The following is a 26613-nucleotide window of genomic DNA, read 5'->3' on the forward strand; positions in this document are numbered from 1 at the left end:
TACGATGGCCGAGAGAAGAGCCGCCAACCTACCCAGGCAAAGGATGCGCAGCGATGACTGTTCCGAACCACGTGCCCGGCGAAGCCTGGACGATTCTGTGCGTTGACGACGAGCCTCATATCCTCAGTTCTCTGCGTCGGCTGCTGAAGCCCCATGGCTACCGGTTCCTCGGTGCGAACAGCGCCGAGGAGGGCATCGCGCTACTGGGCACCGAGAAAGTCGATCTGATCATTTCTGATATGCGCATGCCGGGCATGCAGGGCGCAGAGTTCCTCGGCATCGCGCGGGAAAGATGGCCCTCTGTCATCCGTGTCATGCTGACTGGCTACTCCGACGTGAGCTCCACCATCGAGGCCATCAACAAGGGGGAAATCTACCGCTACGTTTCCAAGCCCTGGAATGATCTCGAAGTGCTGGGCGTGCTGGACCAGGCCCTCGAGCGGCGCCGCATCGAACATGAAAACCACCGGCTGCAGGCAGCCCTGGTAGTCAAGAACGCAGAGTTAAATGAGTTAAATGGATCTCTAGAGGAGCGTGTGGCCGCCCGCACCGAGGAAGTTGAGCGCATGGCCCGACAGATCCGAAAAAGTCACGTCAACACGATCAAGACGTTCTCCACATTGCTGGAGTGGAGAGAGGGTTTGTTGGCGGGGCATTCACGCCGGGTGGCTGACATGGCACGCAAGCTCGCACAGGCCATGGCTTGTTCTGAGCAAGAGATTCAGGACGTCTTCATTGCCGGCCTGATCCACGACATCGGCCTGATCTCCTTGCCCGACAAGGTGATCGAGAAGCCCGTATCCCTTTTGCAGGGGGAGGACCTCCAGCGCTACGAGAAGCACCCGGCCTTCGGCGAACAGATCCTGCTGTCACAGGATGACCAACAAATGGTGGCCGCCATCATCCGCTCGCACCATGAACGTCATGACGGCGCCGGCTTTCCCGATCGGTTGGTGGGAGCGATGATCCCGTTGGGCGCGCGCATTCTTGCTGTGACTGACACATATGACGACCTCTGTCATGGACGCATCACCAGTGCCAAGCTCAGCGAAGCCGATACCTGTTCTGTGATCGCTCGAGGGCGGGGAAGCCAGTTCGATCCCGAGGTCGTCGACGTATTCCTGCAGATGCGGCTGGCAGCCCGACCTGTGCCAGAAAAGCCCCCACGCCTGGTGCGGACAGAGGAACTGAGAGCAGGTATGAGACTGGCCAGGGACCTGGTTTCTCCAGAGGGTCTGGTGTTGCTGTCTACCGGCCATGTGATCCAGGCTGACTTGATCCGGCGTCTGAAACTGCGGGAGACGAGGGATAACAGCCTCTACAACTTGTATGTCACGCACGATTGAAGGCAAGCCATGAAGCAGCGTACTCTACTCATCGATGACGAGCCAAACATCATCTCGGCGCTCAAACGGGTCCTGGTACCCGTGTTCTCCGAACAGGTCGATTTCTACTTCACCAGCGACTTGGCCGTCGCCTTGACCTGGATCCGTGAAATCGAATTCGATGTCGTGGTCTCCGACTATCTGATGCCCGACATGAGCGGACTCGAGTTCATTCAGATCGCCAGGACCTTGCAACCCGAGGTGGTTGCCATGATGCTCAGCGCCTCAACGGAATTTGAGGTGATGCGTACCGCGGTGAACGAGCTCAATGTCTTCAAGTACCTCAGTAAGCCCTGGGTTGCCGATGAACTGTGCCGAGACGTCGCCGCAGCACTCGAGAAATCAGCCAATGACCGCTACCAGAGGGAGTTGGCCAGCATCGGCCTGATGCAGTTCCGGCCCACTTCGGCGAAGCCCCAGAGCTGAGCGCAACCTTCATCCAAACCTCCCACGCTGGGGTGCCCATGGAATATGCAGAACTCGACATCCTGGAGGCTGTTAGCCAACCCCTGTTTGCCTATGACGGACAAGCCATCGTCCATGCCAACCAGAAGATGCTGCGCTTGATCGGTCTTAGCCTGAGCGACTTGCAAGCCCTTGATCCCTTGTCCATCTTCTCCGATGAACATCGGGCGATGATCACCCAGTATCTGGGCGAATGCCTGGATGGGGAGGGACTCTCGCCTTCCATCGAACTCAACATCCTGTCAGCCAGCGGCCTGAAGCGGAACATGGAGATCGCGGGCGTCAAGCGCAGAGTGGCTGACCGATCCATGGTGATCTGTACCTGCCAGGACCTGAGCGATATCAAGATTGTCCAGGACAGCCTGATGGAGATGGGCCAGCGCTTGAATCAGATCATCGAGAACGATCCGGTGGCCACCCTGGTGATGAACGCTGAGCATGTCGTCACCCACTGGAACTCGGCCGCTGAACAACTGACTGGGGTAGCCAAAGGCGCGATGATCGGAAACAGGGAAGCCTGGCGGCCGTTTTATCCGAGCCCACGGCCGATTCTGGCCGACCTCATCATCGAAGGCAGCGTCGAATCCGCGATGCCATCGCTCTATAAGGGGCGGGGCCGGCGGTCGGCCCTGATCTCCAACGCTGTCGAAGCCGAGGACTTCTTCCCCGACATCGGCGACAGCGGTGCCTGGCTTTACTTCTCGGCAGCTCCGCTTTACGACTCTAAGGGCAGACTGGTCGGGGCGATTGAAACCTTGCAGGACGTCACCAGCCGCAGGGATGCTGAAGACGCGCTGCGCCGCCAGCAATTGGCCTTGGAATGGACTGTGGCTGAGAGGACTGCCGAAGTGCGCGCACAGCATCGTCAGATCGAGGCATTGCTGGAAAACGCTCCCATTGGCATCGTGCAGATTCAGGATGGCCTGATTTCGAGGGTCAACAACACCTTTGTCGAGATGTTCGAGCTCCAGGAAACGCCAATCCAGACCTTGAGGGTCAATCACATCTTCGCCAGCCGTGACGACTACGAATTCATACGCAAGATGGCCGGTCCCATGTTGAAGGCCGGTACCGCTTTCAACTACGAGGCACGGATGAGAACCAACCTTGGGAACGAGCGCTGGATCCAGCTGATCGGCTACCCTGCCAACCCCGGCGCCGGTGATGAAAGTTCGTGGTGGCTGTTACTGGACCGGACCGACATCAAGGCGGCACACGAGAACCTGCAGAAGAACTTCGACCGCATCACGGATATCAATGCCAAGCTCGAAGAGGCCCAGAACCAGTTGCTGCAATCCGAGAAGATGGCCTCCATCGGCCAGTTGGCTGCCGGTGTGGCGCACGAGATCAACAACCCGCTAGGCTTCGTGAGCTCGAACATTGGTGCTTTGAGTCGCTATTCAGCGAATTTGCTCGCACTCGGTCATGCCGTGGATCGTGAACTCAAGGACAAGGCATTGGCTTCCGAAGACGACAGTCCTTGGGGCCGGCTGGCCCAATGTTTTTCCGGATTCGATTTCGAATTTCTGGCTGAAGACCTGCCCGATCTACTGGCGGAAACCGAGGACGGACTCTCGCGCGTGAAACGCATCGTGCAGGACCTCAAAGACTTTTCCAGGGTGGACCATGAAGAATGGGCAGAGGCCGACATCAACCAAGGCTTGGACTCCACCCTGAATGTGGTGAGGAATGAAGTCAAATACAAGGCCGAGGTGGTCAAGCGCTACGGCCAGCTTCCACGAGTGAAGTGCCTGGCAGCCCAGATCAATCAGGTCCTCATGAACCTGATCGTGAATGCTGCGCAAGCCATCAAGGACAAAGGTGTGATCACCCTGGAAACGGAGGTCCGTGGCGATTGGATTGCCATTTCCGTGTCCGACACCGGATGCGGCATGAACGACGAGGTCCGCAAGAGAATCTTTGAACCCTTCTACACAACCAAGCCGGTCGGGCAAGGCACTGGACTGGGTCTGTCCCTCTCGTATTCCATCGTTCAAAAGCATTGCGGACGGATTGAGGTGGAATCCAGTCCGGGAACCGGGACCAAGTTCACGGTCCACCTTCCGATCGCCTGCATGCCGCAAACGTCCCAAAACTGACCTGATGGAGAATCAGTTGGCATTTGTACTGGCTCTATGCCGCAAGTCCGAGGCTCAGCCGGTATTCGATGGGGCAAAGAGAGCCGCAGTAAATTTTGATCCGCATCTCGTGGTGCCAGCGGATGTAGGAATCAATCGCCTCAACAAAATGCGTCGAAGTTTGCCTAGACATGCGAATCTGTGCCTACGGCGTAGGCACTCAACACCACAAGACCGCGAAGGCGCCATTTGCGGTCTTGAGCTGCCTTGAGGCGCGAGGCCATCACGCCCTGGCCAACGCCACGGCAGAGGCTGTGGCTCCGGCGAGGCCTGCCTGATCACCCAGGTGCCATGTCCCTGGCTTGTGCCTCACCTCTGCCGTCCCTGCATCGAACTGCCCGCCGGCGCCAGGTGTGCCTCCGTGTGGCGGAGGCTCTTGCCGGGGTGGCCGCGGTTGATCCGGCCATCTGGCAATCTGCTCAGCGCGTCGTGAGGCAGCCCATGCCTTCCAGCGTGGCTTCCACAGCCTGGTCCAAAGGCGTGTGCGGCTCGTGTCCCAGCACCTCAGTCAAGCGTAGGTTGCCCATGCGCACGGCTTCGTTCCACAAGTACCTCATTTCGCGCAGCTCCCGCAAAGTGGGGTTGAATGGTGCAGCCAGCGTGATCAGCCACCAGGGAAAGGCCTGCAATTTCGGGGTCATGCCCGTGCGGCGCTCCACCGCACGCTGGATTGCCTTGGCCATCTGTTGGCCATCGGCGTCCCAATGTCCAGCCAGGTGAAATCGTGCGAAAGGCTCCAGGGTGTCCCGACGCGCCAGCAACCCGACCATGGCTCGTGCCACGTCGGGCAGGTAGGACCATTGGTGTCCGACGCCAGCCCTGCCGGGGAGGCTGACGCGGGTCACTGGCTGACCCGGCTTGATCAGGCCTTGTCCGAACCAGTTGTTGCCGGATTTCGGGCCAAAGAAATCACCCGCCCGCACAATGATGACCCGGCACCCCTGGGTGCTTGCCACCTGCAGGCGCCGCTCCAATTCGACGCGAATCGCGCCTTTGCGGGTCACGGGCTGCTGTGGCGAGTCCTCTTGCAGTTGTGCGAATGCGTCAGGGCCGTAGTTGTACACCGTACCGGGCAGTACGATGGTGGCGCCGTGGTCGAGCGCGGCGGCGACGGTGTTGTCCAGCATCGGCAATACCAACTCGTTCCAGCGTCGATAGCCGGGTGGGTTCACAGCGTGCACGATCACCGTGCATCCTGCCGCTGCGGCCATCACGTCGTTGCGGTTCATGGCGTCGCCGCGCAGCCAGGTCATGCCATCGTGCTCTTCCTGGGCTGTGGTGCCACCACGTTTGAGTGCGCGCACCTGCCAGCCGGCGTCTCGCAGCTGCCGCGCCACCTCGCCGCCGATGCCGCCGGTGGCCCCCAGGACCAGGGCCTTGTTTATGTTGCCAACCATCAGAATTCTCCAAAACCAGTTGCGATGGCAGAAGTCTGACCGGCGATGCTTTTGCATGGAATTGCCGAAGATGAGCTATCGGCTATACATTTATGCATGGATACAGACATTGGCTGGGAGCTCTATCGCTCCTTTCTCAGCGTGCTGCAGGAGGGCTCGCTGTCAGGTGCCGCGCGGGCACTGGGTGTGGCCCAACCGACCGTGGGGCGTCATGTGGTCGCCCTCGAGAAGGCGTTGGGCGTTGTGCTGTTCACGCGCTCCCAGCTTGGCCTGATGCCCACCGAAGCCGCGCTGGAGTTAAAGGCCCATGCCCAGGCCATGAGCAGTGCCGCCGCGGCGCTCAAGCGCGCTGCCGAAAGCCAGGGCGCTGGCGTCAGAGGCACGGTGCGAATCAGTGCCAGTGAGGTCATCGGCGTGGAAGTGCTGCCGCCCATCCTGGCCCGATTGCAAGCCCGGCATCCCTTGCTGAAGGTGGAATTGGTGCTGAGCAACAAAGTGCAGGATTTGCTGCTCAGGGAGGCCGACATCGCCGTGCGCATGACGGCGCCCACCCAAGACCAGTTGATCGCTCGGCACCTTGGCCATGTGGAACTCGGCTTGCATGCCCACACGGATTACCTGGAAAAACGTGGCACGCCAACCACCGTTGCTCAACTCGGTGAGCATGTCCTGATCGGCTTCGACGAAGAGACGGCGTTCGTGCGCAAGGCTCGAAAAAGTTTTTCCTCCTGGCACCGCGAGGCATTGGCCCTGCGCAGCGACAGCGACCTGGCCCAACTGGCCCTGATTCGGGCCGGGGCGGGCATCGGCATCTGCCAGGCCGCGCTGGCCAGACGCAATCCCGAACTGGTCCGCGTGCTACCTGGGCAGGTATCGCTCAAGCTGGAGACGTGGCTCACCATGCACGAAGACCTGCGCGCCAGTGCACGCTGCAAGAGCGCATTTGACGCACTGCTTCACGGGTTGCAAAGCTACTTGATTCCATCCTTGCCGGCATGAAGACGACCTGCCTTCAAAGGTCGGTGATACGCGCCTCTTCGGCACGGCCATTTTTGACAGCCCTGTTCAGCACGAACCTGTGCCGCGCGAATATAGTCCATGATGCAATCTGGAATGCCACGGGCAAGTTCGGCAGGAGCTTGCGCTTTCTGGGAAGGCATTGCGTGACGCGCGGCTTTGCCATCTTCTCATTGTCGGAAAGTGGCGCCACGCTTTGGCCATGCGACCGCCTCTTTTATGAACCAACTCGATTCAATGCGTGCCCTGCTGAGTGTTGTCGACCAGGGCGGATTTGCGCCTGCGGCGCAAGCACTCAACACCTCAAGGGCCAAGATCACCCGGCTGATCCAGGAGCTGGAGGCTGCGCTCAACATCCGCCTGCTGCAACGCACCACGCGCACGCTGTCGCTGACGGAGGCGGGCGAGGTCTATGTGGCGCGCATCCGCCCCTTGATCGAAGGGCTGGATGCCGCCAACGATGAGGCCAGCAGCAGTGGGCGCATGCCGGGCGGCCTGTTGAAGGTGCAATCGTCGCTCGATTTTGCGGCGGCCCAATTGATTCCCCGGGTTCCGCGTCTGCAGCGCGTCTACCCCCAGCTGGAGATCGAGGTCAATACCAGCGACAAGCTGCTGGAGGCGCCCGATCTCAAGTCGGACGTGACAGTGCTCTTCAGCCGGCAGGGGCTGGCCGATGGCGACTACACGGCCTTCAAGCTGGGCACCACCCATGCCTTGCTCTGCGCATCGCCCCGCTATCTGGAGGCCCACCCGGCCCCGGTGCACCCCTCAGAGCTGGAGCAGCACGAATGCCTGTTCCCCAAGGGCAAAGGCCTTGCCGAGGTGCTGCGGTTTCGCTCGACGGCGGCTGGGGCTCAGCCCAGTGTGGATGTGCGCCCCGGGCCGGCCAGGTTTCACTCTCACAGCCCCGAGGCGCTGTACATGGCCGCTTTGCAGGGCATGGGGATCATCGGCATGCTCTCGGCCCACGCCCAGCCCTATCTGCAAAGCGGGGCCCTGGTGCGTGTGCTGCCCGACTGGGTGGGCGAATCCTGGCAGGTGTGGCTGGCCTTCACGGGTCGCAAGCATGTGCCGCGCAAGGTGCAGGCGTTTCTGGCCTTCCTCAGATCCGAATTTGGCGACCCCGACGCCGACCCCTGGCAAGTGGCTTGAGTCGACGGGCGCATTGCGTTGATGCGGTCTGTGCCCGCAGCCAGGGCACAGCACCCTGTGGCGCCCCATCGAATCGCCAGCAGCGTCGCGCCGGTGTGTCGAAGGCCTGCCGGGGGCAGGGTGCCCGGGGCGAGTCATGCCCTCTTTCAGCCCTCTTTCAACCTTCGTGAGCAGGTGCCCCATAGGCGGCCCAGAAAACACCGAGTGCGTGCTTGGCCGCCTCCGAGATCTCCTGCGGGGATGGCACCTGGATCACACCGAACAGGCGCTTGTGAAAAAACTGCGACTCCAACAATCCACGAAGGTGATCCGCCGCCATCGTGGTGTCGCAGCGCTTGAGCTCGCCCCGGTCGATGGCCAGGTTCAAGAACTCGACCACGGCATGGTCCGCCAGCCTGGGGCCTTGCTCGAACATGCGCTGGGCAAGCTGCTGGTCGACCGAGCCCGCCACCACCAGTCGAAACAAGGCCAAGGCGTCGTCTGAGGTTGTGACGCTCAACATGGCTTCGGCAAAGGCCTGCAAGGTGTCGCGAACCGGCCCGGCCGGATCCAGTTGGCCGAAGGGGGTGTCGAACTGCGCGTCGGCCAGGGTTTGCACCGTCACCAGGAACAGGTCTTCCTTCGACTCAAAGTAGCCGTACAGGGTCGCTTTGGAGTAGCCCACGGTCTGGGCAATGTCGGACATCTTGGTGCCGGCATAGCCTTTCTCCAGAAAAACATGGGCTGCGGCCTGGACGATGGCCTGGCGACGGGACTCGGTTTTGACGCGCATGGTTCACCCAACTTTACTTTTGTCTACGCAGCGGTTGTTTGCCTGGTTCAGGCGTACTTAAAAATAGACCCATAAGTTTAGTTATGGTTGGGTCTGTTCACAATGCAAATTTTCAAGCCGCTGCGCCTGTCGATGGTCGTGGCCTGGGGGGCTTCCCTGTTGGTCGGCTGCGCCGCCGTCGGGCCGGACTACGTGAAGCCGGCCGTGGCCCTGCCCGAGGCCTGGCAGGCGCCGCGCCCCCATGGCGGGCAGTTGTCCCAGATGGCCGACTGGTGGGCCCAGTTCAAGGATCCGGTGCTCGCTGAGTTGCAGCGGGCCGCTCAGGCAGACAGCCCAAGTCTGGCCAAGGCCGCCGCAGCCATCCAGTCGGCCAGGGCCACGGTGACCGTGAACCGGTCTGCAGGCTTGCCTTCGGTCAGTGCCAATGCTTCGTCAACCCGGTCGGCCGATCAAACCGGCGTTTCGGGCATCAGCACGGTGAACAGCGCCGGCCTGGACGCCAGTTGGGAAATCGATCTGTTTGGCAGCGTTCGGCGCAACGTCGAATCGGGCCAGGCCTCGCTGCAGGCCAAGCAGGCCGACTGGCACGATGCCCGCATCAGCCTGGCGGCTGAAGTGGCCGGCGACTACGTGGACTACCGGGCGTGTCGTCTCAAGCAGGCGGCGTACCAGGACCAGGCCCTGTCTTATCGGCAGACACTGAAGTTGACCCATGTCTCGGTTCAGTCCGGTTTGGGCGCGCCCTCGGATCTGATGCTGGCTCAGGCTGGCGCGGCATCCGCCTCAGCCAATGCCAGGGCGCAGCAGGCCAGTTGCGACCTGTTGATCAAGACCCTGGTGGCCGCCACCGGGCTTGCCGAGCCGCAGGTGCGCAGCTTGTTGGGCGAGGGGGCCGGCGCATTGCCCAGCCCCGCAGATTTTTCTTTGGACGCCCTGCCTGCCAGCGTGATCGCTCAACGCCCGGATGTGATCTCGGCAGAGCGGCAGGTGGCCTCGACGCTGGCCAAGATCGGTGTTGCCGAGGCCAATCGGTGGCCCACGTTCACCATCACGGGCTCGATCGCCGCGGCCAGCACGGCGGGGGTGGCCAGTACGCCGTGGTCCTTGGTGCCCGCGATCTCGCTACCGATCTTTCAGGGAGGCGCCCTGACGGCCAAGGTGAACAGTGCCCGAGCCGACTACGACAGTGCAGTGGCCAGCTACAAAAGCACCGTGCGCAACGCAGTGCTTGAGGTGGAACAGGCATTGGTCAACCTGGACAGCGCGGCCGACCGTGAGCGCGATGCGCAGACCAGTGCCGAGCAGTACCGCCACTATGTGGCGGCCTCGGAAACCAGTTGGCGCGCCGGCCTGGGCAGCCTGCAGGATCTGGAGACCGCACGGCGCTCTTACCTGTCGGCAGAGCTGACCCGCATCGAGCTGCAGCAATCCCGCGTGACCCAGTGGATCACGCTTTACAAAGCCATCGGTGGCGGCTGGCAAAGCGCCCAGGCGCCCGGAGAAAAATCATGAAGTGGATGACGACCCCCCGACGTCGCTGGACGGCCCTGGCCTCGGCAACCCTGCTGCTCGTCTGTGTTGGCACCGCCCTGCAGGTGCATTCGCAGCAAAGCGCTGCAGCGGCCAGCGCCGCCACGCCCGACACGGCGCGAACGGCCCTGACCGTGCAGACCACCCGGCCCAGCACCCAGAACTGGCCGCTGACGGCCACCGCCAATGGCACGGTGACGCCCTGGCAAGAGGCCGTGGTGGGCGCCCAGACCGGTGGCCTGAGGGTGGCCAGGTTGCGCGCCGAGGTGGGCGACCAGGTGCGTGCCGGCCAGGTGCTGGCCGAACTGGTGAGCGATGCGGCCAGCGTGGAGCTGCGCCGCCTGGAGGCCAACCTGGCTTCGGCCCGGGCCAGCCTGGCCCAGGCCAAGGGCAATGCCGACCGGGCTCGCGTGGCCCGGCAGGGCGCGGCCCTTTCCGACCAGGCCTACAACGAGTACCTGAACAACGAATTGGCCGCCCAGGCCAGCGTCGACAGCAGCCAGGCCCAGGTGGATGCCCAGCGCATCGTGCTGGACCACACCCGCATCGTGGCGGTGGACGACGGGGTGATCACCTCGCGCACGGCGGTGCTGGGCAAGGTGGTGGCCAGTGGCGACGAGATGTTCCGAATGATCCGCCAGGGCCGGCTCGAATGGCAGGCCGAGCTGGATGCCGCTCAGCTCGGGCGCATCCAGCCGGGTCACAGTGCCAGCATCAAGTTGCCCACCGGTGGGGTCGTCAACGGCAAGGTGCGGGCGGTGGCCCCCCATCTGTCCACCTCTACCGGCCGGGGCATCGTCTACGTGAGCCTGCCGGCTTCGCAGGCCAAGGCCGGCATGTTTGCCAGTGGCAGCATCGAACTGGGCAGCGCGCCGGCCCTCACCGTGCCGCAATCGGCCGTGGTGCTGGGCGACGGCTACAACTATGTGTTTGAGCTCGGCAGCGATGAGCGCGTCACGCGGCGCGGTGTGCGCGTGGGGCGGCGCGTGGGTGACCGGGTTGAAATTCTCGACGGCCTGGGGGCCCAGGCCCGCATCGTCAGCTCGGGGGGCGCTTTCCTGGCCGATGGCGACAAGGTGGCCACGGCCACCCAAGCCCAGGCCCAGCCCCAGACCCCGGCGGCGGCCAGCCGCCGTGAGGAGACCCCGCGATGAACTTCTCCGCCTGGGCCATCCACAAGCCCACGCCCACCCTGCTGCTGTTCATCCTGCTGACGGTGCTGGGCTTTCTGGGCCTGCACCAGCTGGGCATCCAGAAGTTCCCGGACATGGACCTGCCCACCATCAAGATCAGTGCCACCCTCGAAGGGGCGGCCCCCGCGCAGCTCGAGACCGAGGTGGCGCGCAAGATCGAGAACAAGCTGGCGTCGATCAGCCGGCTGGACCACGTCACCACCACCATCTCGGACGGCGCTGTGGCCATCTCGGTCAGCTTTGACATCGCCAAGAACGCCGAAGAGGCCCTCAATGAGGTGCGCAATGCGGTCGACAGCGTCAAGGCCGAGCTGCCCACCGCCATGGCGGCGCCCACCGTGGCCAAGGTGAGCACGGCGGGCTCGGCCCTGCTGACCTACACAGTACAGAGCGACCGGCTCAATGAATTTGAAGCCTCCTGGTTTGTCGACAACAACATCGCCAAGGCCATGCTCGCCGTCAAGGGCGTTGCCCAGGTGCAGCGCGTGGGTGGGGTGGACCGCGAAATCCAGGTCGACCTGGACCCGGCCGCCATGGCCGGCCTGCAGGTGAATGCGGCCAATGTGTCGAGCCTGCTGAAATCGATCGAGAAGGACTACTCCGGTGGCCGGGGCGAGGTGGGTGGCGCACGCCAGTCCATGCGCATCCTGGGCGCGGCGGCTTCGGCACAGGACATCGCGGCCCTGACCTTGCCCCTGGCCGATGGCCGCCGGGTGCGCCTGGACCAGGTGGCCCGGATCAGCGACACCCATGCCGAACGCAGCACCCGTGCCTATTACAACGGCAAGCCGGTGATCGGCTTTCAGATCACGCGCTCCAAGGGCTTCTCGGACGAGGGCGTGGCCCGCTCCGTGCGCGCCGCCGTGGCCGAGTTTGCCGCCGCCAACCCCCACGTCACGATCCAGGAGGCCTACAACACCGTCACCCCGGTGGAAGAGAACTACAAAGGCTCGATGCAGCTGCTGTACGAGGGCGCGGCACTGGCTGTGGTGGTGGTGTGGTGGTTTCTGCGTGACAAGCGTGCCACCCTGATCTCGGCCGCTGCCTTGCCCATCTCGATGGTGCCGACGTTCGCGGTCATGCAATGGGCCGGCTTCTCGTTGAACACCGTGTCGCTGCTGGCCCTGGCCCTGGTGGTGGGCATTCTGGTGGACGATGCCATCGTCGAGGTCGAGAACATCGTGCGCCACCTGAAGGCCGGCAAATCGCCCAAGCAGGCGGCCGAAGAGGCCGCTGGCGAGATCGGGCTGGCCGTGATCGCCACCACCCTGACACTGGCCGCGGTGTTCCTGCCCACGGCCTTCATGGGCGGTATCCCGGGGCTGATCTTCCGCCAGTTCGGCATCACGGCGGCCACAGCGGTGCTGATGTCGCTGCTGGTGGCGCGCCTGCTCACGCCCATGATGGCCGCCTACTTTCTCAAGGCCCCGACGCACGAGGAGGCGCCCGACGGCCCCATCATGCGCCGCTACCTGGGGTGGGTGAACCTGTGCCTGAGCCACCGCAAGACCACGGTGGCCGTGGCCGCCGCCATCTTTGCGCTGTCGCTGGCCCTGATGCCGCTGATCCACACCGAGTTCTTCCCGGCGGGAGACGACGGCCAGGTGCAGCTCACCCTGACCCTGCCCCCCGGCAGCACCCTGGACAACACCTCGGCCGTGGCCCTGCAGGCTGCCGACATCGCCCGTCAGTTGCCCGAGGTGAGCGATGTCTTCATCTCGGCCGGCACGGCCAGCTCAGGCGACGGCATGGGGGCCTCCAGCACCGCCGACGTGACCAGCGCCGTACTGACGCTCAACCTCACCCCCCACGGCGAACGCCACCGCAAACAATCCGAGGTGGAAAGCGATCTGCGCCAACGCCTGCGTGTCCTGTCGGGCACCCGTGTCAGCGTGGGCAATGGCATGAGCGGCACCACCCTGACCCTGACACTGGCCAGCGACGACCCCGGTGCCCTGAGCCGGGCCGCCAATGCCGTTGAAAAAGACCTGCGGGGCCTGCAGGGGCTGGGCAACGTCACCTCCAGCGCGGCGCTGCAGCAGCCCGAGGTGCAGGTGCTGCCCGACTTTGCCCGTGCCGCCGCCCTGGGGGTGGCCACCTCCGACCTGGCCGACCTGATCCGCGTGGCCACCAATGGCGACTTCAGCACCAGCCTGGCCAAGCTCAACCTGCCCCAGCGCCAGGTGGCGGTGCGGGTGCGGCTCGATCCGGCGGTGCGCAGCGATCTGGCGACCCTCGCCCAGATGCGCCTGCCGGCCACCAACGGCAGCGTGGCCCTGGCCTCGGTGGCCGAGGTGCAGATGGGTTCCAGCCCGGCGCAGATCAACCGCATCGACCGCGAACGGAACGTGACCCTGACCATCGAGCTCAATGGCCAGACCCTGGGCGACGTGAACCGGGCCGTGATGAACCTGCCTTCGGTGCGCAAGCTGCCCCCGGGCGTGCACACCGTGGCCCAGGGCGACCTGCAGCGCATGTCCGAGATGTTCGGCAGCTTCGGCATGGCCATGGCCATCGGCGTGTTCTGCATCTATGGGGTGCTGGTGCTGCTGTTCCACGACTTTCTGCAGCCCGCCACCATCCTGGCCGCCTTGCCTCTGTCGCTGAGTGGCGCCGTCGCGGCCTTGCTGATCACGGGCAGCAGCTTCTCCATGCCCACCGTGATCGGCTTTGTGCTGTTGATGGGCATCGTGACCAAGAACTCGATCTTGCTGGTCGAGTACGCCATCATGGCCCGCCGCGACCACGGTATGACGCGCCACGACGCCCTGGTGGACGCCTGCCACAAGCGGGCCCGGCCGATCGTCATGACCACCATCGCGCTGACGGCGGGCATGCTGCCGATCGCCTTGGGGCTGGGCGCTGACCCCAGCTTCCGACAGCCGATGGCCATCGTGGTGATTGGTGGCGGTATCGCGTCGACGGCCCTCAGCCTGTTGGTGATCCCGACCGTGTTCACCTATGTGGACGACTTGATGATCGGCCTGCGTGGCTGGTTCACCCGCCGGGTGAGCTCATGAACAGGGGGCGGGTGCCGATGGGTCGAATGGGCTGAGGCCCTGGCTTCAGCGCGCCCCCATCAGCCCGCCCCGCGCGGCCCGTCCAGTGTCCGCAACACATTGGCGCGGCTGGTGTAGGCCTCGGCCAGAAAGGGGTCGCTCACGCCATAGATGCCGTGGCCGTCGCGGGCCAGGATGTTCGAGTCCACCAGCTGGTTGGCCATCTTCTGCACTTCTTCTGCGCCCACTGGGCGGCCGATCTCGGCGCTGTAGTCGTCAAGCGTGGCCCCTGAAAAGACCTTCTTCACGCTCTGCCCACCTTGGCGGCACACGTAGCCGAAGATCGCCAGCGCCAGGGGGCCCAGCTCATCGAGCCGCGCCAGGTCCACCGCGGCTGCGGACTGCCGCACGCCTTCGGTGATGGCGCGCAGGTCTTGATCTGCCGCCACAAAATTGGGCGCCTGCTGAAGGGCTGCGAGCGCCTTCATGAGCTCTTCCGGCCGGCGCCCCAGGCGCACAAAGCACTCGAAGGCCACGGCCGCACTGGGGGATCGTTCGCCCAGATCGGCCTCATTCAGCAGCCACTCGACAAAGTCGATCTCCAGCACCGGAAAGTCTTCCGACATCGCGCCGTTGAAGGCCTGCTTGCCTTTGATCGTGAGCTCGCGCACCCGTGCCCGGTGCGAGCCGGTGCCGACAAACAGAAAGTACCCAGGCGTGCTGGGGCTCAGGTTGATCTCATCGCGGGCCGCTTTCAGGGCCAGCAGCATGTCGTTGCCGTCGTCGGAGCCCATCGCGTGCTGCACTTCGTCGATGATCACCACGACATCGGTTTGGGCCAGCTGCACCAGCTCAGAGAAGGCCCCGGCCAGGGTGTTGCCCTCGGTCTTGCCCAGCTCACTCAGGCTGAAGCCGAACTTGAACCCGGCCGCCCCCAGGTCCAGCCCCTTCAGGCGCTTCAGCACCCCGACCGCCTTCGAGTCGGCCCGCTGCAGGTCGGTCAGCGTCTTGCGCACCGCGCCCAGCAGCAGGTCGCTGGGCTTGGCGGCCGTGTTGCTCCACAGATCCACATAGACCACGATGGCCCCCTGCGCCTCCAGCGTAGGGATCAGGTCGCCGCGCAGAAAGGTGGTCTTGCCGATGCGGCGCAAGCCCCCCAGGAAGAGGCCGGAGCGCACTTTCTTCATCAGGCCCTTGGGGCGCAGCAGCTGATCCGCCATGTCCGCGGCGAGCGTCGGTCGATGGAAGGTCATTCTTATCCTTTTTTATTGAATTCGGATAATTATCTCAATTCAATAAAAATGGGTAAACCAGTGACGGAAGTCGGGTGGCAAAAGGCAAGAGGGCGCCGGCTCTCGGGCCACCGAAAACAAGCTGTTCCCTGACGGCAGCCTCATCACATGGGCTCTTCTGCCAAGGCCGTCCATGAGTGGACGCTGCAGGCCATTGTCACGCCTTACCCGAGGACTGGGCTCTGCGATACAGTCCAAAGAATTGCATGATTTCATGCACTGCCAACCTCGGGACTCACGGCATGAGCGCAACCTTCAAACCGCTGTCAGTCGGTCAGGTCAAGGTGTTTCGCCGCACCTTGCTGGCTCTGGTCGTGTTGATCAATGCGCTTGCGATCCTGGTCAATGCCTACACCCTGCATGATCAGCGAGAGCTCTACCACCAACGAGCCGAGATGCAGGGCCGCAACCTGGCGCGCGCCCTTGACGAGAATCTGGCGGTCAGCATGGGCAAGGTGGAGATCACGCTGGCTGTCGTGGTGGACCGACTCGAAGAGGAGGCCGCACGCCACCGGACGGTGGACATGGCCGGCCTGGCCTCGTTTCTTGAGCGTGAGGAGGGTCGCATCACGCCCGGTGCGCGGATCCGGGTCTCCGACGCACAGGGCCTGTTGGTGCTGGGCCATGGCGTGGTGCCGGGAACGGTGTCCTGGGCCGAGCGCAGTTTCTTTCCCGTCCTGAAGGCCCAGACCGATGCGGCCACCGTGATCAGCAACCCCGTGCTGGGGCAGATCTCCAAGGTGCCTGTCATCCCCGTGTCACGACGCTATCGCGATGCCGAGGGGCGCTTTGCCGGGGTGGTCTCGATTGCTCTGCCGGTGTCGTACCTGCACGAGCAATTGGCCAAGCTCGAATATGGCGCCCATGGCAATGTCATTTTGCGAGACGCCGAACTGAAGCTGATCACCCGCCACCCTGCGCTCCAACAAGCTGAAGGCCAGTTGGGCGCCCCCATCTACAACAAAACGCTGATCGCCGGTATCGAGGCCCGCGAGCCAAGCTTTTCGTACCATGCCCAGACCACGCCCGATGGCTATCCGCGCCTGATCACCTACCAGCGCTTGAAATCCATGCCTTTCCACCTGATCGTTGGTTTGGCCCACGACGATTATCTGCAACCCTGGCGAAGCCGGGTGCAGCAGACCGTGATCGGCAATGGGGTGTTTCTGATCACCACGCTGGCCCTGACCTGGGTGCTTCTGAAAATGCTGGCTGGCCTGCGCCGCGAAGGCGACCACGCGCTGGCCCTGCTCAAGAACGCCAGTGACGGGGTGCACATCCTGGACTGCCATGGCACGCTGATCGAAGCAAGTGATGCCTTCTTTGCCCTGCTGGGTTACGCCCGCCAGGATCTGCTTGGCAGGGGCCTGGACCAATGGGAGGCCGAGGCCGCGTCCGGTCCGATCCGGCGCGCGGTGCAGGCGGCTTTGGCATCGCGTCAGCCCGATCAGTTCGAGGCGCGCTACCGGCGCAAGGATGGCAGCGAGTTCAGCGCCGAGGTCAGCATCAGGCCCATGATGTCCGAAGGGATGGAGCTGCTGTACATGGCCTGCCGCGACATCAGCGAGCGTCAAGCGGCCCAGGCCCGCTTGCGCAGCAGCGAGGCCGCGCTGCGGGCGGCCAGCCACTTGGCCAAGCTGGGGCACTGGCGCTGGGATCTGGTGCACGACACGCATGAGTGGTCGGCTGATGTGTACCGCTTTTATGGCCTGCCACCCGGCGCAGATCCCGTCCCGTATCCCGAGATCCAAAACCTGTTTGCAGCGGCCGACTGGGCCTCACTGTCCCGGGCCATCGAAGCCTGCCGCCGCGAGGGCCAGGCCTTTGCCTGCGATGCCCAGATCCTGCACGGACAGGGCAAGCCCTTGTGGGTGACGGTGCGCGGGGAGGCCGATGCAGACGGGCAGGGCCGCACCGTGGCCTTGCACGGCACCGTTCAGGACATCACCGAACACGTGCGACTGCAAAATGAGTTGCGTGAGTCGGCCGCCCAGTTCCAGGGCGTGATCGATGCAGCCCCCATTCCCATGGCCTTGATCGATGCCGAGCGTCATGTCACCTACCTGAATCGGTCTTTTGTCCAGACCTTTGGCTATGACCGCGCGGACATCCCCACGGTCGAGCAGTGGTTGGAAAAGGCCTTTCCAGACCCCGAATACCGCCAGCTGATGCAGGCCCGCTGGCAGGCGCATCTGGCCGCTTTGCAAACCGGAGTGGGGCGATCTGAACCCGTAGAAGCCCAGGTCCAGACCCGAACGGGCGAGAGGCTGACCGTGTTGTTGGCCGGCTCACACCTGCCCTCCAGCACCTCGACGTTGTTCCTGGAAACCTTCGTCGACATCACCGCGATCAAGAAGTCGGAGTTGGCGCTGCAGCATTTTGGCCAGATCATCCAGTCATCCGACGACGCCATCATCAGCAAGACGCTGGATGGCCTGGTCACCAGCTGGAACCCGGGGGCAGAGGCCATCTTTGGCTACAGCGCCGACGAGATGATGGGCCAATCCCTGCGGCGTATCTTTCCGGCCGACCGATCCGACGAAGAGCGTGACATCCTGGCCCGGCTGGCGCAGGGCCACTCCTTCAATCACTTTGAAACGGTGCGCCTTCACAAGAGCGGGGCGCTGATCGATGTGTCGGTCACCATCTCACCGATTCATGGCAGCGAAGGGCAGGTGATCGGCATTTCCAAGATTGCCCGCGACATCACTCAACGCAAGCGCATCGAGGCGGCCTTGGGGCGTGAACGGGCCATGTACCGCACCTTGATCGACACCCTGCCCGACATGATCTGGCTGAAGGACGTCGCTGGCGTCTACCTGCGCTGCAATCGCCGTTTCGAGGCTTTTTTCGGGGCCACCGAAGAGGCGATCCTGGGCAAGACCGACTTTGATTTCGTGTCTGCCGAGTTGGCTGAATTCTTCCGCGCCCACGACAGGAACGCGATGGAGAAGAACAGCGCCTCAGTCAATGAAGAGGAGGTCACGTTTGCCTCGGACGGCCACCGAGAGCTGTTGGAAACCACCAAGGTCCCCATGCGCGACGGCAGTGGTCGATTGATCGGTGTATTGGGCATTGGGCATGACATCACGGCCCGCCGTCGGGTCGAGAACGAGCTGGAGCTGCACCGCAGCCATCTGCAAAAGCTGGTCGATCAGCAGACCGCCGATCTGGTGCTGGCCAAGGACGCGGCTGAGACGGCCAACGTGGCCAAGAGTGCCTTCCTGGCCAACATGAGTCATGAGATCCGCACCCCGATGAATGCCATTTGCGGCATGGTCTACCTGTTGCGTCGCATGGGCGTGAGCGCCGAGCAGGATGCCAAACTGGCGGTCATTGACGCCTCAAGCAAACACCTGCTGGACGTCATCAACGATGTGCTGGACCTGTCCAAGATCGAAGCCGGCAAGCTCACCCTGGAAGACGCCCCGGTTCATGTGCAGAGCCTGCTGAGCAATGTGGCCTCGATGCTGGGGCAAAAAGCGAAGGAAAAGGGCCTGGACCTGCGCATCGACAACACCTGGCTGTCGCAACGGCTGCGCGGTGACGCCACCCGGCTGCAGCAGGCCCTGCTCAACTACGCATCTAACGCCATCAAATTCACCGAGCACGGCCAGGTGACCTTTCGTGTCCGTTCATTGGAAGAGGATGCGTCCACCGTGCTGCTGCGCTTCGAGGTGGAGGACTCGGGCATCGGCGTCGCGCCTGAGGTCATTCCCAAGCTGTTCGGCGCCTTCGAGCAAGCCGACAGCTCCATGTCGCGCAAGTACGGTGGCACGGGCTTGGGGCTGGCCATCAGCAAGAAGATCGCTGAACTGATGGGGGGCTCGGCCGGCGTCAGCAGCGTGCCCGGCCAGGGCAGCACCTTCTGGTTCACGGCGCGCCTGCGCAAGGATGCGCAAGCGATGGCCCCATCCCTGTCCTTGCCCAGCAACGAGGTGGAGGCCGCGCTCCTTCGCGACCATGGCCGCAAGCGCGTCCTGCTGGCCGAAGATGAGCCCATCAATCGCGAGATTGCCGAGATGTTGCTCAGCGATGTCGGGCTGCAGGCGGACCAGGCCGAAAACGGCGATGTCGCCGTGCGCATGGCCCAGGCCAAGGTCTATGACCTGATCCTGATGGACATGCAGATGCCCGTGTTGGACGGCCTGCAGGCCACACGCCAGATTCGGCAACTTCCCGGCTACCAGCACATCCCCATCGTTGCCATGACCGCCAATGCCTTCGCCGAAGACAAGGCCCGCTGCCTGGACGCTGGCATGAACGACTTCATCGCCAAGCCCGTGGATCCCCCCTTGCTCTACGAAACCCTGCTGGCCTGGCTTTCGGCCGATCCCCCGGCGGCCTGAGTCAATGGTGTGGGGCGAGGCTTTGCAGGTGGCGGATTGTTGTCTTCGTACCGCTCTTCCCCCTCACCACAAGCCGCTCGGTGACCACCCCACCGAGAAGGGCTGTCGGAGGCACCGCAGCGTGAAGTTGCACAGGGTTCTTCATCGGGCCCAGGCGGGGCTCAGGCCAGGGCCCGGCCTCAGCCTGCTGCCAGGGCGGGGGAGACCGCGAGTGCACCCACCGAGCGCTGAAGGGCTTGGCGGGCACCCGATGCCGAGGCGTCGGCGCCCACCCAGGCCACAAACTGGTCGGGCCGCACCAGGATCAGCGCCGCGCCATAGCGTTCGGGTTCGCTGCCTTGGCCGCCCGGGCCGCAGTCCACCACCGTCAGCGGCAGCCCCAGGCTCGCGGCCTCGTCACGGAAAGCCTGCACCGCGCCTGCCTCACCTGCCTCACCTGCCTTGTGCACCACCAGCAGCGAGAACCCCGTGCCCAGGGTCTCGAACACATTGCGGCCGCTGGGCAGCGCTGCGGGGGCCAGGTGGTGGCCGGGGCGGGCCTCGAAGCGGTGCGAGCCCTTGGCCCCGCTGCTGCGGCCATCGCTGCCCCAGACGATGCCCGAGCCTTCGTAGTGTGGCTCGAACGCATGCACCTCGCCCACGGCGCCCTGGGCCCGTGCCTGCCAGGCGGCCTCAAAGGCGGCCTGGTCGCGGGCCGGGTCGTGCTGTTCCAGAAAGGCCCGGTCGGTCTCGATCGAGCGCGCGATGAAGTCGTTGATCGTGGAGGCAAACACCGGGCGGCGCTCGGCGTCATACGAGTCCAGCAGCCCTTCACCGCCCCAGCCCTGCAAGGTGGCCGCCAGCTTCCAGCCCAGGTTGCGGGCATCTTCCAGCCCCGAGTTCACGCCATAGCCGCCATAGGGTGGGTGGCTGTGGGCGGCATCGCCTGCGATGAACACCCGGCCCTGCCGGTAGCGGTCTGCCAGCATGAAGCGCAAGTCCCAAAAGCCGATGTGCTCAAACGCCACATCAAACTCGGCCCCCACGGCTTCATGCAGATAGGCCGCAAAATCGAAGTTGTCCTGGGTCGTGCCGGCCGGCACCGGGGCATGAAAGAACCAGGTGCTGCCCAGGTCGACCCGACCCAGAAACTTCCAGTAGCCCTTGAGCTCGGGCTGCAGCACGTTGTAATACGACTTGCCGGGGTAACGCTCCAACAACTGGTGCAGCCCGTGTGATTTGAAGACCAGCAGCACCATCATGCGGTCGTGGTCCGTGCGGGTGTGCGTGATGCCCGCCTGCTCGCGCACCACCGAGCGGGCCCCGTCGGCCCCCACCGCATAGGCGCCACGCAGCGTGCGCGTGTCGGTGCTGCCCCGCTGGGCGATCGTGATCGACACGCCCTGCGCGTCCTGGGCGAGGGACTGGGTGTCCCAGCCATACAGGGTCTGCACCGAAGGCAGCTCGGCCACGCGCTGGCGCAGCACGGCCTCGGTGGCGTACTGGGGCAGGCGCTCGTTGGCCGTGAAGTAGTAGGGCTTGACCAGATCGCGCTGCAACCAGTCATAGGTGTAGGGCCCCAGCAGGGTGCCATGGGCCGTCAGGCCGCCGATGCCGTATTCCACCGGAATGGTGCGTGCGGCGCGCAGCTGTTTTTCGGCGCCCCAGAAGTGGAAATGCTCCATCGTCCGTTGCGTCAGGTTCTGGCCCTTGGGGATGGGCTGGGGCTGCAGGTAGCGCTCCACCACGATCACGCTCACGCCGCGCTGGCCCAGCTCGATGGCGAGCCCCATGCCCACGGGGCCGCCGCCCACGATGAGCACTTCGGCGTCTTGTGCGGGTGCCTTGTCTTGCGTCTGCTTCAGGGTGTTGGTTGTCATGTTTACTCCGCGGTGATGCCTTGGGCCTTGATCAGCTCGGCCCAGCGCCTGGCGTCTGTGGCCACCAGTTTCTGGAAGGCGTCGGCTGAGCTGTGGGCCGGGGTCATGCCCTGGGTTTCAAACGACCGGGCCACGGCCGGCGAAGCCAGCACCTCACGCAGCTCGGTGTTCAGCCGCTCAATGAATGCGCTGGGCGTGCCAGCCGGGGCGAACACGCCGTACCACATGTCCACATTCAGGTTGCCCAGGTGAAGGCTGCCGAGCGACGGCACCTCGGGCAGCAGCGGGTGGGCGGTGTCCGAGCTGATGGCCAGGGCCTTCAGCTTGCCGGCCTTCACATGCTGCAAGGCCACGTGGATGGGCAGGAACATGGCGTCGATCTGCCCGGCCAACAGGTCGGTCACGGCGGGGGCTGTACCGCGGTAGCTGATGTGGGTGAGTGAGATCCGGGCCCGGTTCTTCAGCAGCTCCATGGCCAGGTGGTGCGGCGTGCCGGCACCGGGCGAGCCATAGTTGAGCGCCCCGGGCCGGGCCTTGGCGCGCTCGATCAGGCCCTTGAGCGTGTCGATGCGCGAGGGCACCGAGGTCACCAGCAGTAGCTGGCCCCAGCTCGTCTGGGCGACGGGCGCCAGATCGGTCAGCGGGTTGAAGCCCTGCTTCGGGTAAAGCGCCATGTTCATCACCAGCGTGTTGACGCTCACCAGCAAGGTGGTGCCGTCGGGCGTGGCGCGCACCACTTCCTGCGTGCCGATGATCCCGGACGCCCCGGCCTTGTTGTCGACGAAAAAGGGCCGCTTCAGGCGCTCGGACAGGGGCTGGGCAATCTGGCGTGCAATCAGGTCGATGCCCGTGCCCGGTGTGAAGGGCACCACCAGCCGAACCGGGGCATCAGCAGCACTTTGCGCCCAGGCCAGGGGCGCGGCGGCGGCAGACAAAGTACCCAGCAGCAGGCTTCGACGGTGGGGGCAAGGGGGCGGTGCGAGCGCGTGCGATGGGGTCATGGGGCTTGTCTCTGGCGTTATAGGTGTGGGTTGGGGGACAATTAAAGCGAGAGTCTTGACTTCGATCAAACGGAAAATTCTGATGAATTCTTCATCGAAGCTGATGAATGTCAGCACCCGGCAGTTGCACGCTTTTCTGGAGGTCACACGCCTGCAGAGCTTTGCCAAGGCGGCCGAGCAGGTGCACCTGTCGCCCTCGGGCATGAGCATGCTGGTCAAGGAGCTGGAAGAGCAGGTGGGCTCACGCTTGTTCGATCGCACCACCCGTTCGCTCACGCTGACCGACGCCGGCCGCCGCCTGCAACCCGTGGCCGAGCGCCTGGTGGTGGAGCTGCGTGCGCTGGGCTCGGCGCTCGATGGCAGCGAGGCCGCTGTGCGCTCGCGTTTGCGTGTGGCGGCCACGCCCATGATCTCGGCCAGCCTGATGCCCGAGGTGATTCGCGGTTTTGGCCTGGCCTACCCCCAGGTGCAGGTGCAGCTCAGCGATGTGGAAGTCGGCACGGTGCGCCAGCAGGTGTTGGACGGTGATGCCGACATCGGCTTTGGCTTTTTTGTGAAGCCCGCCGTGGGGCTGTCGCGTCAGCCCTTGTGCAAGTTCCGCCTCATGCGCATCAGCCCGCCCGAGGGGGCCGACAGCGGCCAGCTCTCAGAAAGCCAGCCCTGGAGCCGGCTCAAGAGCCTGCCCCTGGTCAGCCTGCCCATCGACAACCCCATCCAGGTGGTGATCGAAAAGCAGCTCGCGCGCCTGGGCCTGGCCCATCAGGAGTGCCCCCGCGTGAACCTCATCGGCACCTTGATCGGCATGGTGCGGGCGGGCCGGGGCAGCGCCATCGTGCCCGCCTTTGCCTTGCAGGAGTGCCTGCGCCAAGGCCTGCGCGTGACCATGCTGCGCGAGCCCGTGGTTCACCTCGACCTGTACCTGGCCTTCCGCCGTGGCACCCAGCAAAAGCCTGCGGCACAGGCCTTTGCCGAGGTGCTGAGGCAGGCCGCCGTGGGGCTGGCCAATTGAGTCGGGTGGCGGGTCGTGCTCCAGCGCTGCGGGCCCGCAGGCCTCACCCCTGCGCGTTGCGCAGCGTCTGCGAAGGCAGCTCGCCGAACTGGGCCGAGTAGTCGCGCGAGAACTCGCTCAGGTGCCAGAAGCCCCAGCGCGCCGCCACGTCCTGCACCTTCACACGGGCTTCATGGGCTCGGCTTTTCAGGTCGCGGCGCACGCCGTTCAGGCGCACCAGGCGCAGGTAGCGCTTGGGGCTGATGCCCAGCACGTCGTTGAAGCAGTAATCCAGCTTGCGCGGGCTGGTGCCGATGCGGCGGCACACGTCCAGGGTGGACAGGGGCTGGTCGGAATGGGCCAGCATGCATTCGCAGGCGCGGTCCACCACCTTCTTGCGCGCCTCCACACGGCGCAGCTCGCTGGTGTCCACCTGCGAGGGGATGGCCTCGATCCATTCGATCAGGATGGCGTCGCGCAGCTGGATCAGGGCCACCGGGTCGTTGAGCAGCTCGGGCGAGCTGCTCAACAGGCCGAGGATGCGGCGGTGCATCTTGTCGAGGTGACGCGCCGAGGCCGTGCTGGCCTGCACCACGATCTGCTCTTCGATCCAGGCCGACAAGGGCTTCTGGTACATGCTCTGCCACAGCGCGGCCAGCAGTTCGTGCTCTACCACCACGCCGATCAGCTCGCTGTGGGCGGGGGTCAGCAGGTCCAGCTCTTCGCCGCGGCCGATCATGATCGACTCGGTGCTCAGCCGCTGGCCGTTGAAGATGGCTTCGCTGTCTTGCTCCAGCACCATGGCCAGGCCGTAGTGGCCGCGGCCGATCTGGCCACGTTGGCGCACCTTGCAGTTGGCGCCTTCGCGAATCATGCGCAGGCCGGGCAGCTGCACCAGTTCGATCTGACCATCGAAGCGGCCGGGCGAGAGCTGGTCGTAGTTCAGGCTCCACTGCGGTTGGGCACTGGCATGCACGTCCACATCGCTGGAACGCACGCAGGCGTGCCATGAGGGTGGCGGCATGGCACTGGATTGGGGCATCGTGTGGCCGGATTGAAGGCTCATGGCTCGGTGCGGGGCGTCTTTGCGCCCGTGTGGGGTGGGGACCGAGTGTGCTAAGCATCAGCCGTGCCGGCCATCGGTAGAAACCAGAGCGCACCAGCCTGGTGACCTTGCACCAAATTTTTGCTTGGTAGTTACCCTAGATGAGACTTGCGCAAAACCGATAACGGTGTTGTTGCACCCCGTCACAAACTCCAGCCCATCCACCCTCGTGGTGCTTATCAGATCGCAAATCAGGAGTCGTAAAAATGGGGAATGCAAGACACACCGGGCGCCATCTGCTGCTGGCCTTGGCGGCCATGGCCGCCGTGGGCAGCAGCCTGGCGCAATCACGCGATGCCGCCCGCCTGGGCAAAGACCTGACGCCCGCCGGCGGTGAGCAAGCCGCCAGCAAGGACGGCAGCATTCCGGCCTACACCGGCGCCGAGCCGCCCGAGGCTGGCTGGGCCTGGGGCAAGCTGCGCGGCGAATTCTGGAAGCACAAGGGCGAAAAGCCGCTGTACTCCATCGACGCCAGCAACGTCGACAAATACGCCGACAAGCTCTCGCCAGGCCAGGTCGAGCTGATCAAGCAGACCAAGGGCTACCGCATGGATGTGTACCCCTCGCACCGCAGCTGTGGCGTGCCCGATTTCGTGGCCGACAACACGCGCAAGAACGTCGAGGCCGGCAAGCTCAAGGACAACGGCTGGACGCTGCAGGAGGCCCTGCTGCCGGGCTACCCCTTCCCCATGCCGCGCAATGGTGCCGAGGCCATGTGGAACGCCAAGATGCGCTACCGCGGCCTGGCGCTGGACTACAAGAAGGTGATCACCGCCGCTTCGCCGCGCAAGGGCAGCGAGGAGTGGATCAAGGCCGGCTCCGAGCAGGTGGTGTTCGTGCCCTGGGGGGCCAAGGGTTCGGTCGCCTTCAGCAAGCTGCCTCAGGTCGAGTACTACACCTACTTTGGCTACAACAGCCCGGCAGCGCTGGCGGGCCAGGCCCTGGCCATCACCAACTACAGCGAGGCCGCCACCGAAACCTTCTACTACTTCCCCGGCCAGCGCCGCGTGCGCCGCATGCCCACCTATGCCTACGACGCCCCGCAGATCGGCTTCGAGAACCAGTACACCCTCGACGAGCCCTACGTCTTCAACGGCCTGATGGACCGCTTCGACTGGAGGCTGGTGGGCAAGAAGGAGATGCTGGTGCCCTACAACGTGTTCGGTGCCTATGACTTCAAGGCCAAGTTCGAGGACGTGGCCCAGCGCGACTTCATCGAGCCCGGCCACCGCCGCTACGAGATGCACCGCGTGTGGGTGGTTGAGGCCACGGTCAAGCCCGGCACCCGTCACCTGGCGCCCAAGCGCACTTTCTACCTCGACGAAGACAGCTGGGCCCCGCTGGTGGCCGACGACTACGACGCCCAGGGCAAGCTCTGGAAGGTTCGCGAAGGCTTTGTGATCCCGGTGTACGAGACCGGCTCGTGCGATGTGTCGGCCTTTGTGCAGCACAACGTGCTCGAAGGGCGCTATGTGTTTGACGAACACGCCGTGGGCACCGGCACCGACGTGCACTGGCTGACCGAGGCCGGCAACAACGCCAAGCTCAAGGCCGGCTTCTACACCTCCGACAACCTGCGCGCCATCAGCGAACGCTGATCCCTGCCAGGCAGCCCGGGCCGGTTGCGCTGCGCCGGCCCCGGGCCCTCACCCGACCCCCTTTCTGAAGACAAGGTGACACCATGTCCGGACATCGCTTTTCCCTCATTTTCTCGGCCGTGCTGCTGGCCCATGGCGCGGCCCAGGCCTTCACCTTCGAGACCGAAGACGGCCTGCGCGGCAGCCTGGACTCGACCGTGTCGGTGGGCACCGGCATCCGCGTCAAAGATCCCAGCCCGAGCCTGATCGCAGCGGGCAACACCGGATCACCCGGTGGTGGCCTGAGCGCCGTGTCGGGCCTGGGCGACCAGGGCGACCTCAACTACAAGAAGGGCCAGCCCTTCACCACCTACCTCAAGGGCTCGCACGAGCT

At 64.4% G+C, this 26613-nt stretch carries 18 protein-coding genes; 12 read left to right on the top strand and 6 right to left on the bottom strand.

Features of this window, described 5'->3' with window-relative positions:
- Positions 1-53: 53 nt before the first annotated feature.
- The 3 genes from nosR to L880_RS34530 are packed head-to-tail and all read left to right on the top strand — an operon-like array spanning position 54 to position 3949.
- Positions 54-1346 carry a response regulator c-di-GMP phosphodiesterase, NosR family gene (gene nosR / locus L880_RS33280; protein WP_043330362.1) on the top strand — a complete coding sequence of 431 codons (1293 nt, stop codon included), beginning with the start codon at positions 54-56 and terminating at the stop codon, positions 1344-1346.
- A 9-nt stretch (positions 1347-1355) separates the two neighbouring features.
- Positions 1356-1811, top strand: coding sequence for a response regulator (locus L880_RS33285; protein ID WP_051443538.1), 456 nt, complete (start codon positions 1356-1358; stop codon positions 1809-1811).
- A 38-nt stretch (positions 1812-1849) separates the two neighbouring features.
- Positions 1850-3949, top strand: coding sequence for an ATP-binding protein (locus L880_RS34530; protein WP_051443539.1), 2100 nt, complete (start codon positions 1850-1852; stop codon positions 3947-3949).
- A gap of 458 nt (positions 3950-4407) precedes the next feature.
- On the opposite strand, the gene L880_RS0123250 is transcribed toward L880_RS34530, so the two are convergent.
- Positions 4408-5385, bottom strand: coding sequence for an NAD-dependent epimerase/dehydratase family protein (locus L880_RS0123250; protein ID WP_027477703.1), 978 nt, complete (start codon positions 5383-5385; stop codon positions 4408-4410).
- 96 nt (positions 5386-5481) lie between these two features.
- Here L880_RS0123250 and L880_RS0123255 point away from each other — a divergent pair, with 96 nt between their 5' ends.
- Positions 5482-6384 carry a LysR family transcriptional regulator gene (locus tag L880_RS0123255; RefSeq protein WP_019578147.1) on the top strand — a complete coding sequence of 301 codons (903 nt, stop codon included), beginning with the start codon at positions 5482-5484 and terminating at the stop codon, positions 6382-6384.
- Between the two features lie 237 nt (positions 6385-6621).
- Complete coding sequence (locus tag L880_RS0123260) at positions 6622-7554, top strand: LysR family transcriptional regulator (protein ID WP_084461579.1); 933 nt, start codon at positions 6622-6624, stop codon at positions 7552-7554.
- Between the two features lie 157 nt (positions 7555-7711).
- On the opposite strand, the gene L880_RS0123265 is transcribed toward L880_RS0123260, so the two are convergent.
- Positions 7712-8326 (bottom strand): TetR/AcrR family transcriptional regulator, encoded by a 615-nt coding sequence (locus L880_RS0123265; protein ID WP_027477705.1) that lies wholly within the window; start codon positions 8324-8326, stop codon positions 7712-7714.
- A 102-nt stretch (positions 8327-8428) separates the two neighbouring features.
- Here L880_RS0123265 and L880_RS0123270 point away from each other — a divergent pair, with 102 nt between their 5' ends.
- Genes L880_RS0123270 through L880_RS33295 form a run of 3 tightly spaced genes read left to right on the top strand, consistent with a single transcriptional unit; the run spans position 8429 to position 14069 of the window.
- Positions 8429-9838: an efflux transporter outer membrane subunit gene (locus tag L880_RS0123270; protein WP_027477706.1), complete on the top strand. Its 1410-nt coding sequence runs from the start codon at positions 8429-8431 to the stop codon at positions 9836-9838.
- Positions 9835-11010, top strand: coding sequence for an efflux RND transporter periplasmic adaptor subunit (locus L880_RS0123275; protein WP_245615323.1), 1176 nt, complete (start codon positions 9835-9837; stop codon positions 11008-11010). Before L880_RS0123270 ends, L880_RS0123275 begins: the two co-directional genes overlap by 4 nt.
- Positions 11007-14069 (top strand): efflux RND transporter permease subunit, encoded by a 3063-nt coding sequence (locus L880_RS33295; protein ID WP_043330364.1) that lies wholly within the window; start codon positions 11007-11009, stop codon positions 14067-14069. Before L880_RS0123275 ends, L880_RS33295 begins: the two co-directional genes overlap by 4 nt.
- Positions 14070-14128: 59 nt before the next feature.
- On the opposite strand, the gene L880_RS0123285 is transcribed toward L880_RS33295, so the two are convergent.
- Complete coding sequence (locus L880_RS0123285) at positions 14129-15301, bottom strand: ATP-binding protein (RefSeq protein ID WP_027477708.1); 1173 nt, start codon at positions 15299-15301, stop codon at positions 14129-14131.
- Positions 15302-15582: 281 nt separating this feature from the next.
- Between L880_RS0123285 and L880_RS34535 the strand changes: the two genes are divergently transcribed.
- The gene (locus tag L880_RS34535) at positions 15583-19689 is read left to right on the top strand and encodes a PAS domain S-box protein (protein ID WP_051443540.1); all 4107 of its coding nucleotides are present in this window, start codon (positions 15583-15585) and stop codon (positions 19687-19689) included.
- A 179-nt stretch (positions 19690-19868) separates the two neighbouring features.
- On the opposite strand, the gene L880_RS0123295 is transcribed toward L880_RS34535, so the two are convergent.
- Together L880_RS0123295 and L880_RS0123300 are read right to left on the bottom strand one after the other, a co-directional pair.
- Entirely contained in the window at positions 19869-21548 is a 1680-nt protein-coding gene (locus L880_RS0123295; protein ID WP_043330366.1) for an FAD-dependent monooxygenase, read from the bottom strand.
- A gap of 2 nt (positions 21549-21550) precedes the next feature.
- On the bottom strand, positions 21551-22549 hold the full coding sequence (locus L880_RS0123300; protein ID WP_027477710.1) for a tripartite tricarboxylate transporter substrate binding protein: 999 nt from the start codon (positions 22547-22549) through the stop codon (positions 21551-21553).
- Positions 22550-22631: 82 nt separating this feature from the next.
- On the opposite strand from L880_RS0123300, the gene L880_RS0123305 reads away from it, so the two are divergent.
- Positions 22632-23558, top strand: a complete 927-nt coding sequence (locus tag L880_RS0123305) for a LysR family transcriptional regulator (RefSeq protein ID WP_245615325.1) — start codon at positions 22632-22634, stop codon at positions 23556-23558.
- Between the two features lie 43 nt (positions 23559-23601).
- Here the strand turns inward: L880_RS0123305 and L880_RS33305 are convergent, their stop codons facing one another.
- Positions 23602-24603 (bottom strand): helix-turn-helix domain-containing protein, encoded by a 1002-nt coding sequence (locus tag L880_RS33305; protein ID WP_084461585.1) that lies wholly within the window; start codon positions 24601-24603, stop codon positions 23602-23604.
- A gap of 245 nt (positions 24604-24848) precedes the next feature.
- On the opposite strand from L880_RS33305, the gene L880_RS0123315 reads away from it, so the two are divergent.
- Together L880_RS0123315 and L880_RS0123320 are read left to right on the top strand one after the other, a co-directional pair.
- Positions 24849-26240, top strand: coding sequence for a DUF1329 domain-containing protein (locus L880_RS0123315; protein ID WP_027477712.1), 1392 nt, complete (start codon positions 24849-24851; stop codon positions 26238-26240).
- Positions 26241-26323: 83 nt separating this feature from the next.
- Positions 26324-26613, top strand: a 290-nt coding sequence (locus L880_RS0123320) for a DUF1302 family protein (protein ID WP_027477713.1), incomplete at its 3' end; no start/stop codon positions are given.

Source organism: Curvibacter gracilis ATCC BAA-807, assembly GCF_000518645.1.
Classification (GTDB): domain Bacteria; phylum Pseudomonadota; class Gammaproteobacteria; order Burkholderiales; family Burkholderiaceae_C; genus Curvibacter; species Curvibacter gracilis.

Excerpts from the sequence above, each read along its gene's own strand:
- nosR (WP_043330362.1), top strand. The coding sequence starts at position 54 with ATGACTGTTCCGAACCACGTGCCCGGCGAAGCCTGGACGATTCTGTGC.
- L880_RS33285 (WP_051443538.1), top strand. The coding sequence starts at position 1,356 with ATGAAGCAGCGTACTCTACTCATCGATGACGAGCCAAACATCATCTCG.
- L880_RS34530 (WP_051443539.1), top strand. The coding sequence starts at position 1,850 with ATGGAATATGCAGAACTCGACATCCTGGAGGCTGTTAGCCAACCCCTG.
- L880_RS0123250 (WP_027477703.1), bottom strand. The coding sequence starts at position 5,385 with ATGGTTGGCAACATAAACAAGGCCCTGGTCCTGGGGGCCACCGGCGGC.
- L880_RS0123255 (WP_019578147.1), top strand. The coding sequence starts at position 5,482 with ATGGATACAGACATTGGCTGGGAGCTCTATCGCTCCTTTCTCAGCGTG.
- L880_RS0123260 (WP_084461579.1), top strand. The coding sequence starts at position 6,622 with ATGAACCAACTCGATTCAATGCGTGCCCTGCTGAGTGTTGTCGACCAG.
- L880_RS0123265 (WP_027477705.1), bottom strand. The coding sequence starts at position 8,326 with ATGCGCGTCAAAACCGAGTCCCGTCGCCAGGCCATCGTCCAGGCCGCA.
- L880_RS0123270 (WP_027477706.1), top strand. The coding sequence starts at position 8,429 with ATGCAAATTTTCAAGCCGCTGCGCCTGTCGATGGTCGTGGCCTGGGGG.
- L880_RS0123275 (WP_245615323.1), top strand. The coding sequence starts at position 9,835 with ATGAAGTGGATGACGACCCCCCGACGTCGCTGGACGGCCCTGGCCTCG.
- L880_RS33295 (WP_043330364.1), top strand. The coding sequence starts at position 11,007 with ATGAACTTCTCCGCCTGGGCCATCCACAAGCCCACGCCCACCCTGCTG.
- L880_RS0123285 (WP_027477708.1), bottom strand. The coding sequence starts at position 15,301 with ATGACCTTCCATCGACCGACGCTCGCCGCGGACATGGCGGATCAGCTG.
- L880_RS34535 (WP_051443540.1), top strand. The coding sequence starts at position 15,583 with ATGAGCGCAACCTTCAAACCGCTGTCAGTCGGTCAGGTCAAGGTGTTT.
- L880_RS0123295 (WP_043330366.1), bottom strand. The coding sequence starts at position 21,548 with ATGACAACCAACACCCTGAAGCAGACGCAAGACAAGGCACCCGCACAA.
- L880_RS0123300 (WP_027477710.1), bottom strand. The coding sequence starts at position 22,549 with ATGACCCCATCGCACGCGCTCGCACCGCCCCCTTGCCCCCACCGTCGA.
- L880_RS0123305 (WP_245615325.1), top strand. The coding sequence starts at position 22,632 with ATGAATTCTTCATCGAAGCTGATGAATGTCAGCACCCGGCAGTTGCAC.
- L880_RS33305 (WP_084461585.1), bottom strand. The coding sequence starts at position 24,603 with ATGAGCCTTCAATCCGGCCACACGATGCCCCAATCCAGTGCCATGCCG.
- L880_RS0123315 (WP_027477712.1), top strand. The coding sequence starts at position 24,849 with ATGGGGAATGCAAGACACACCGGGCGCCATCTGCTGCTGGCCTTGGCG.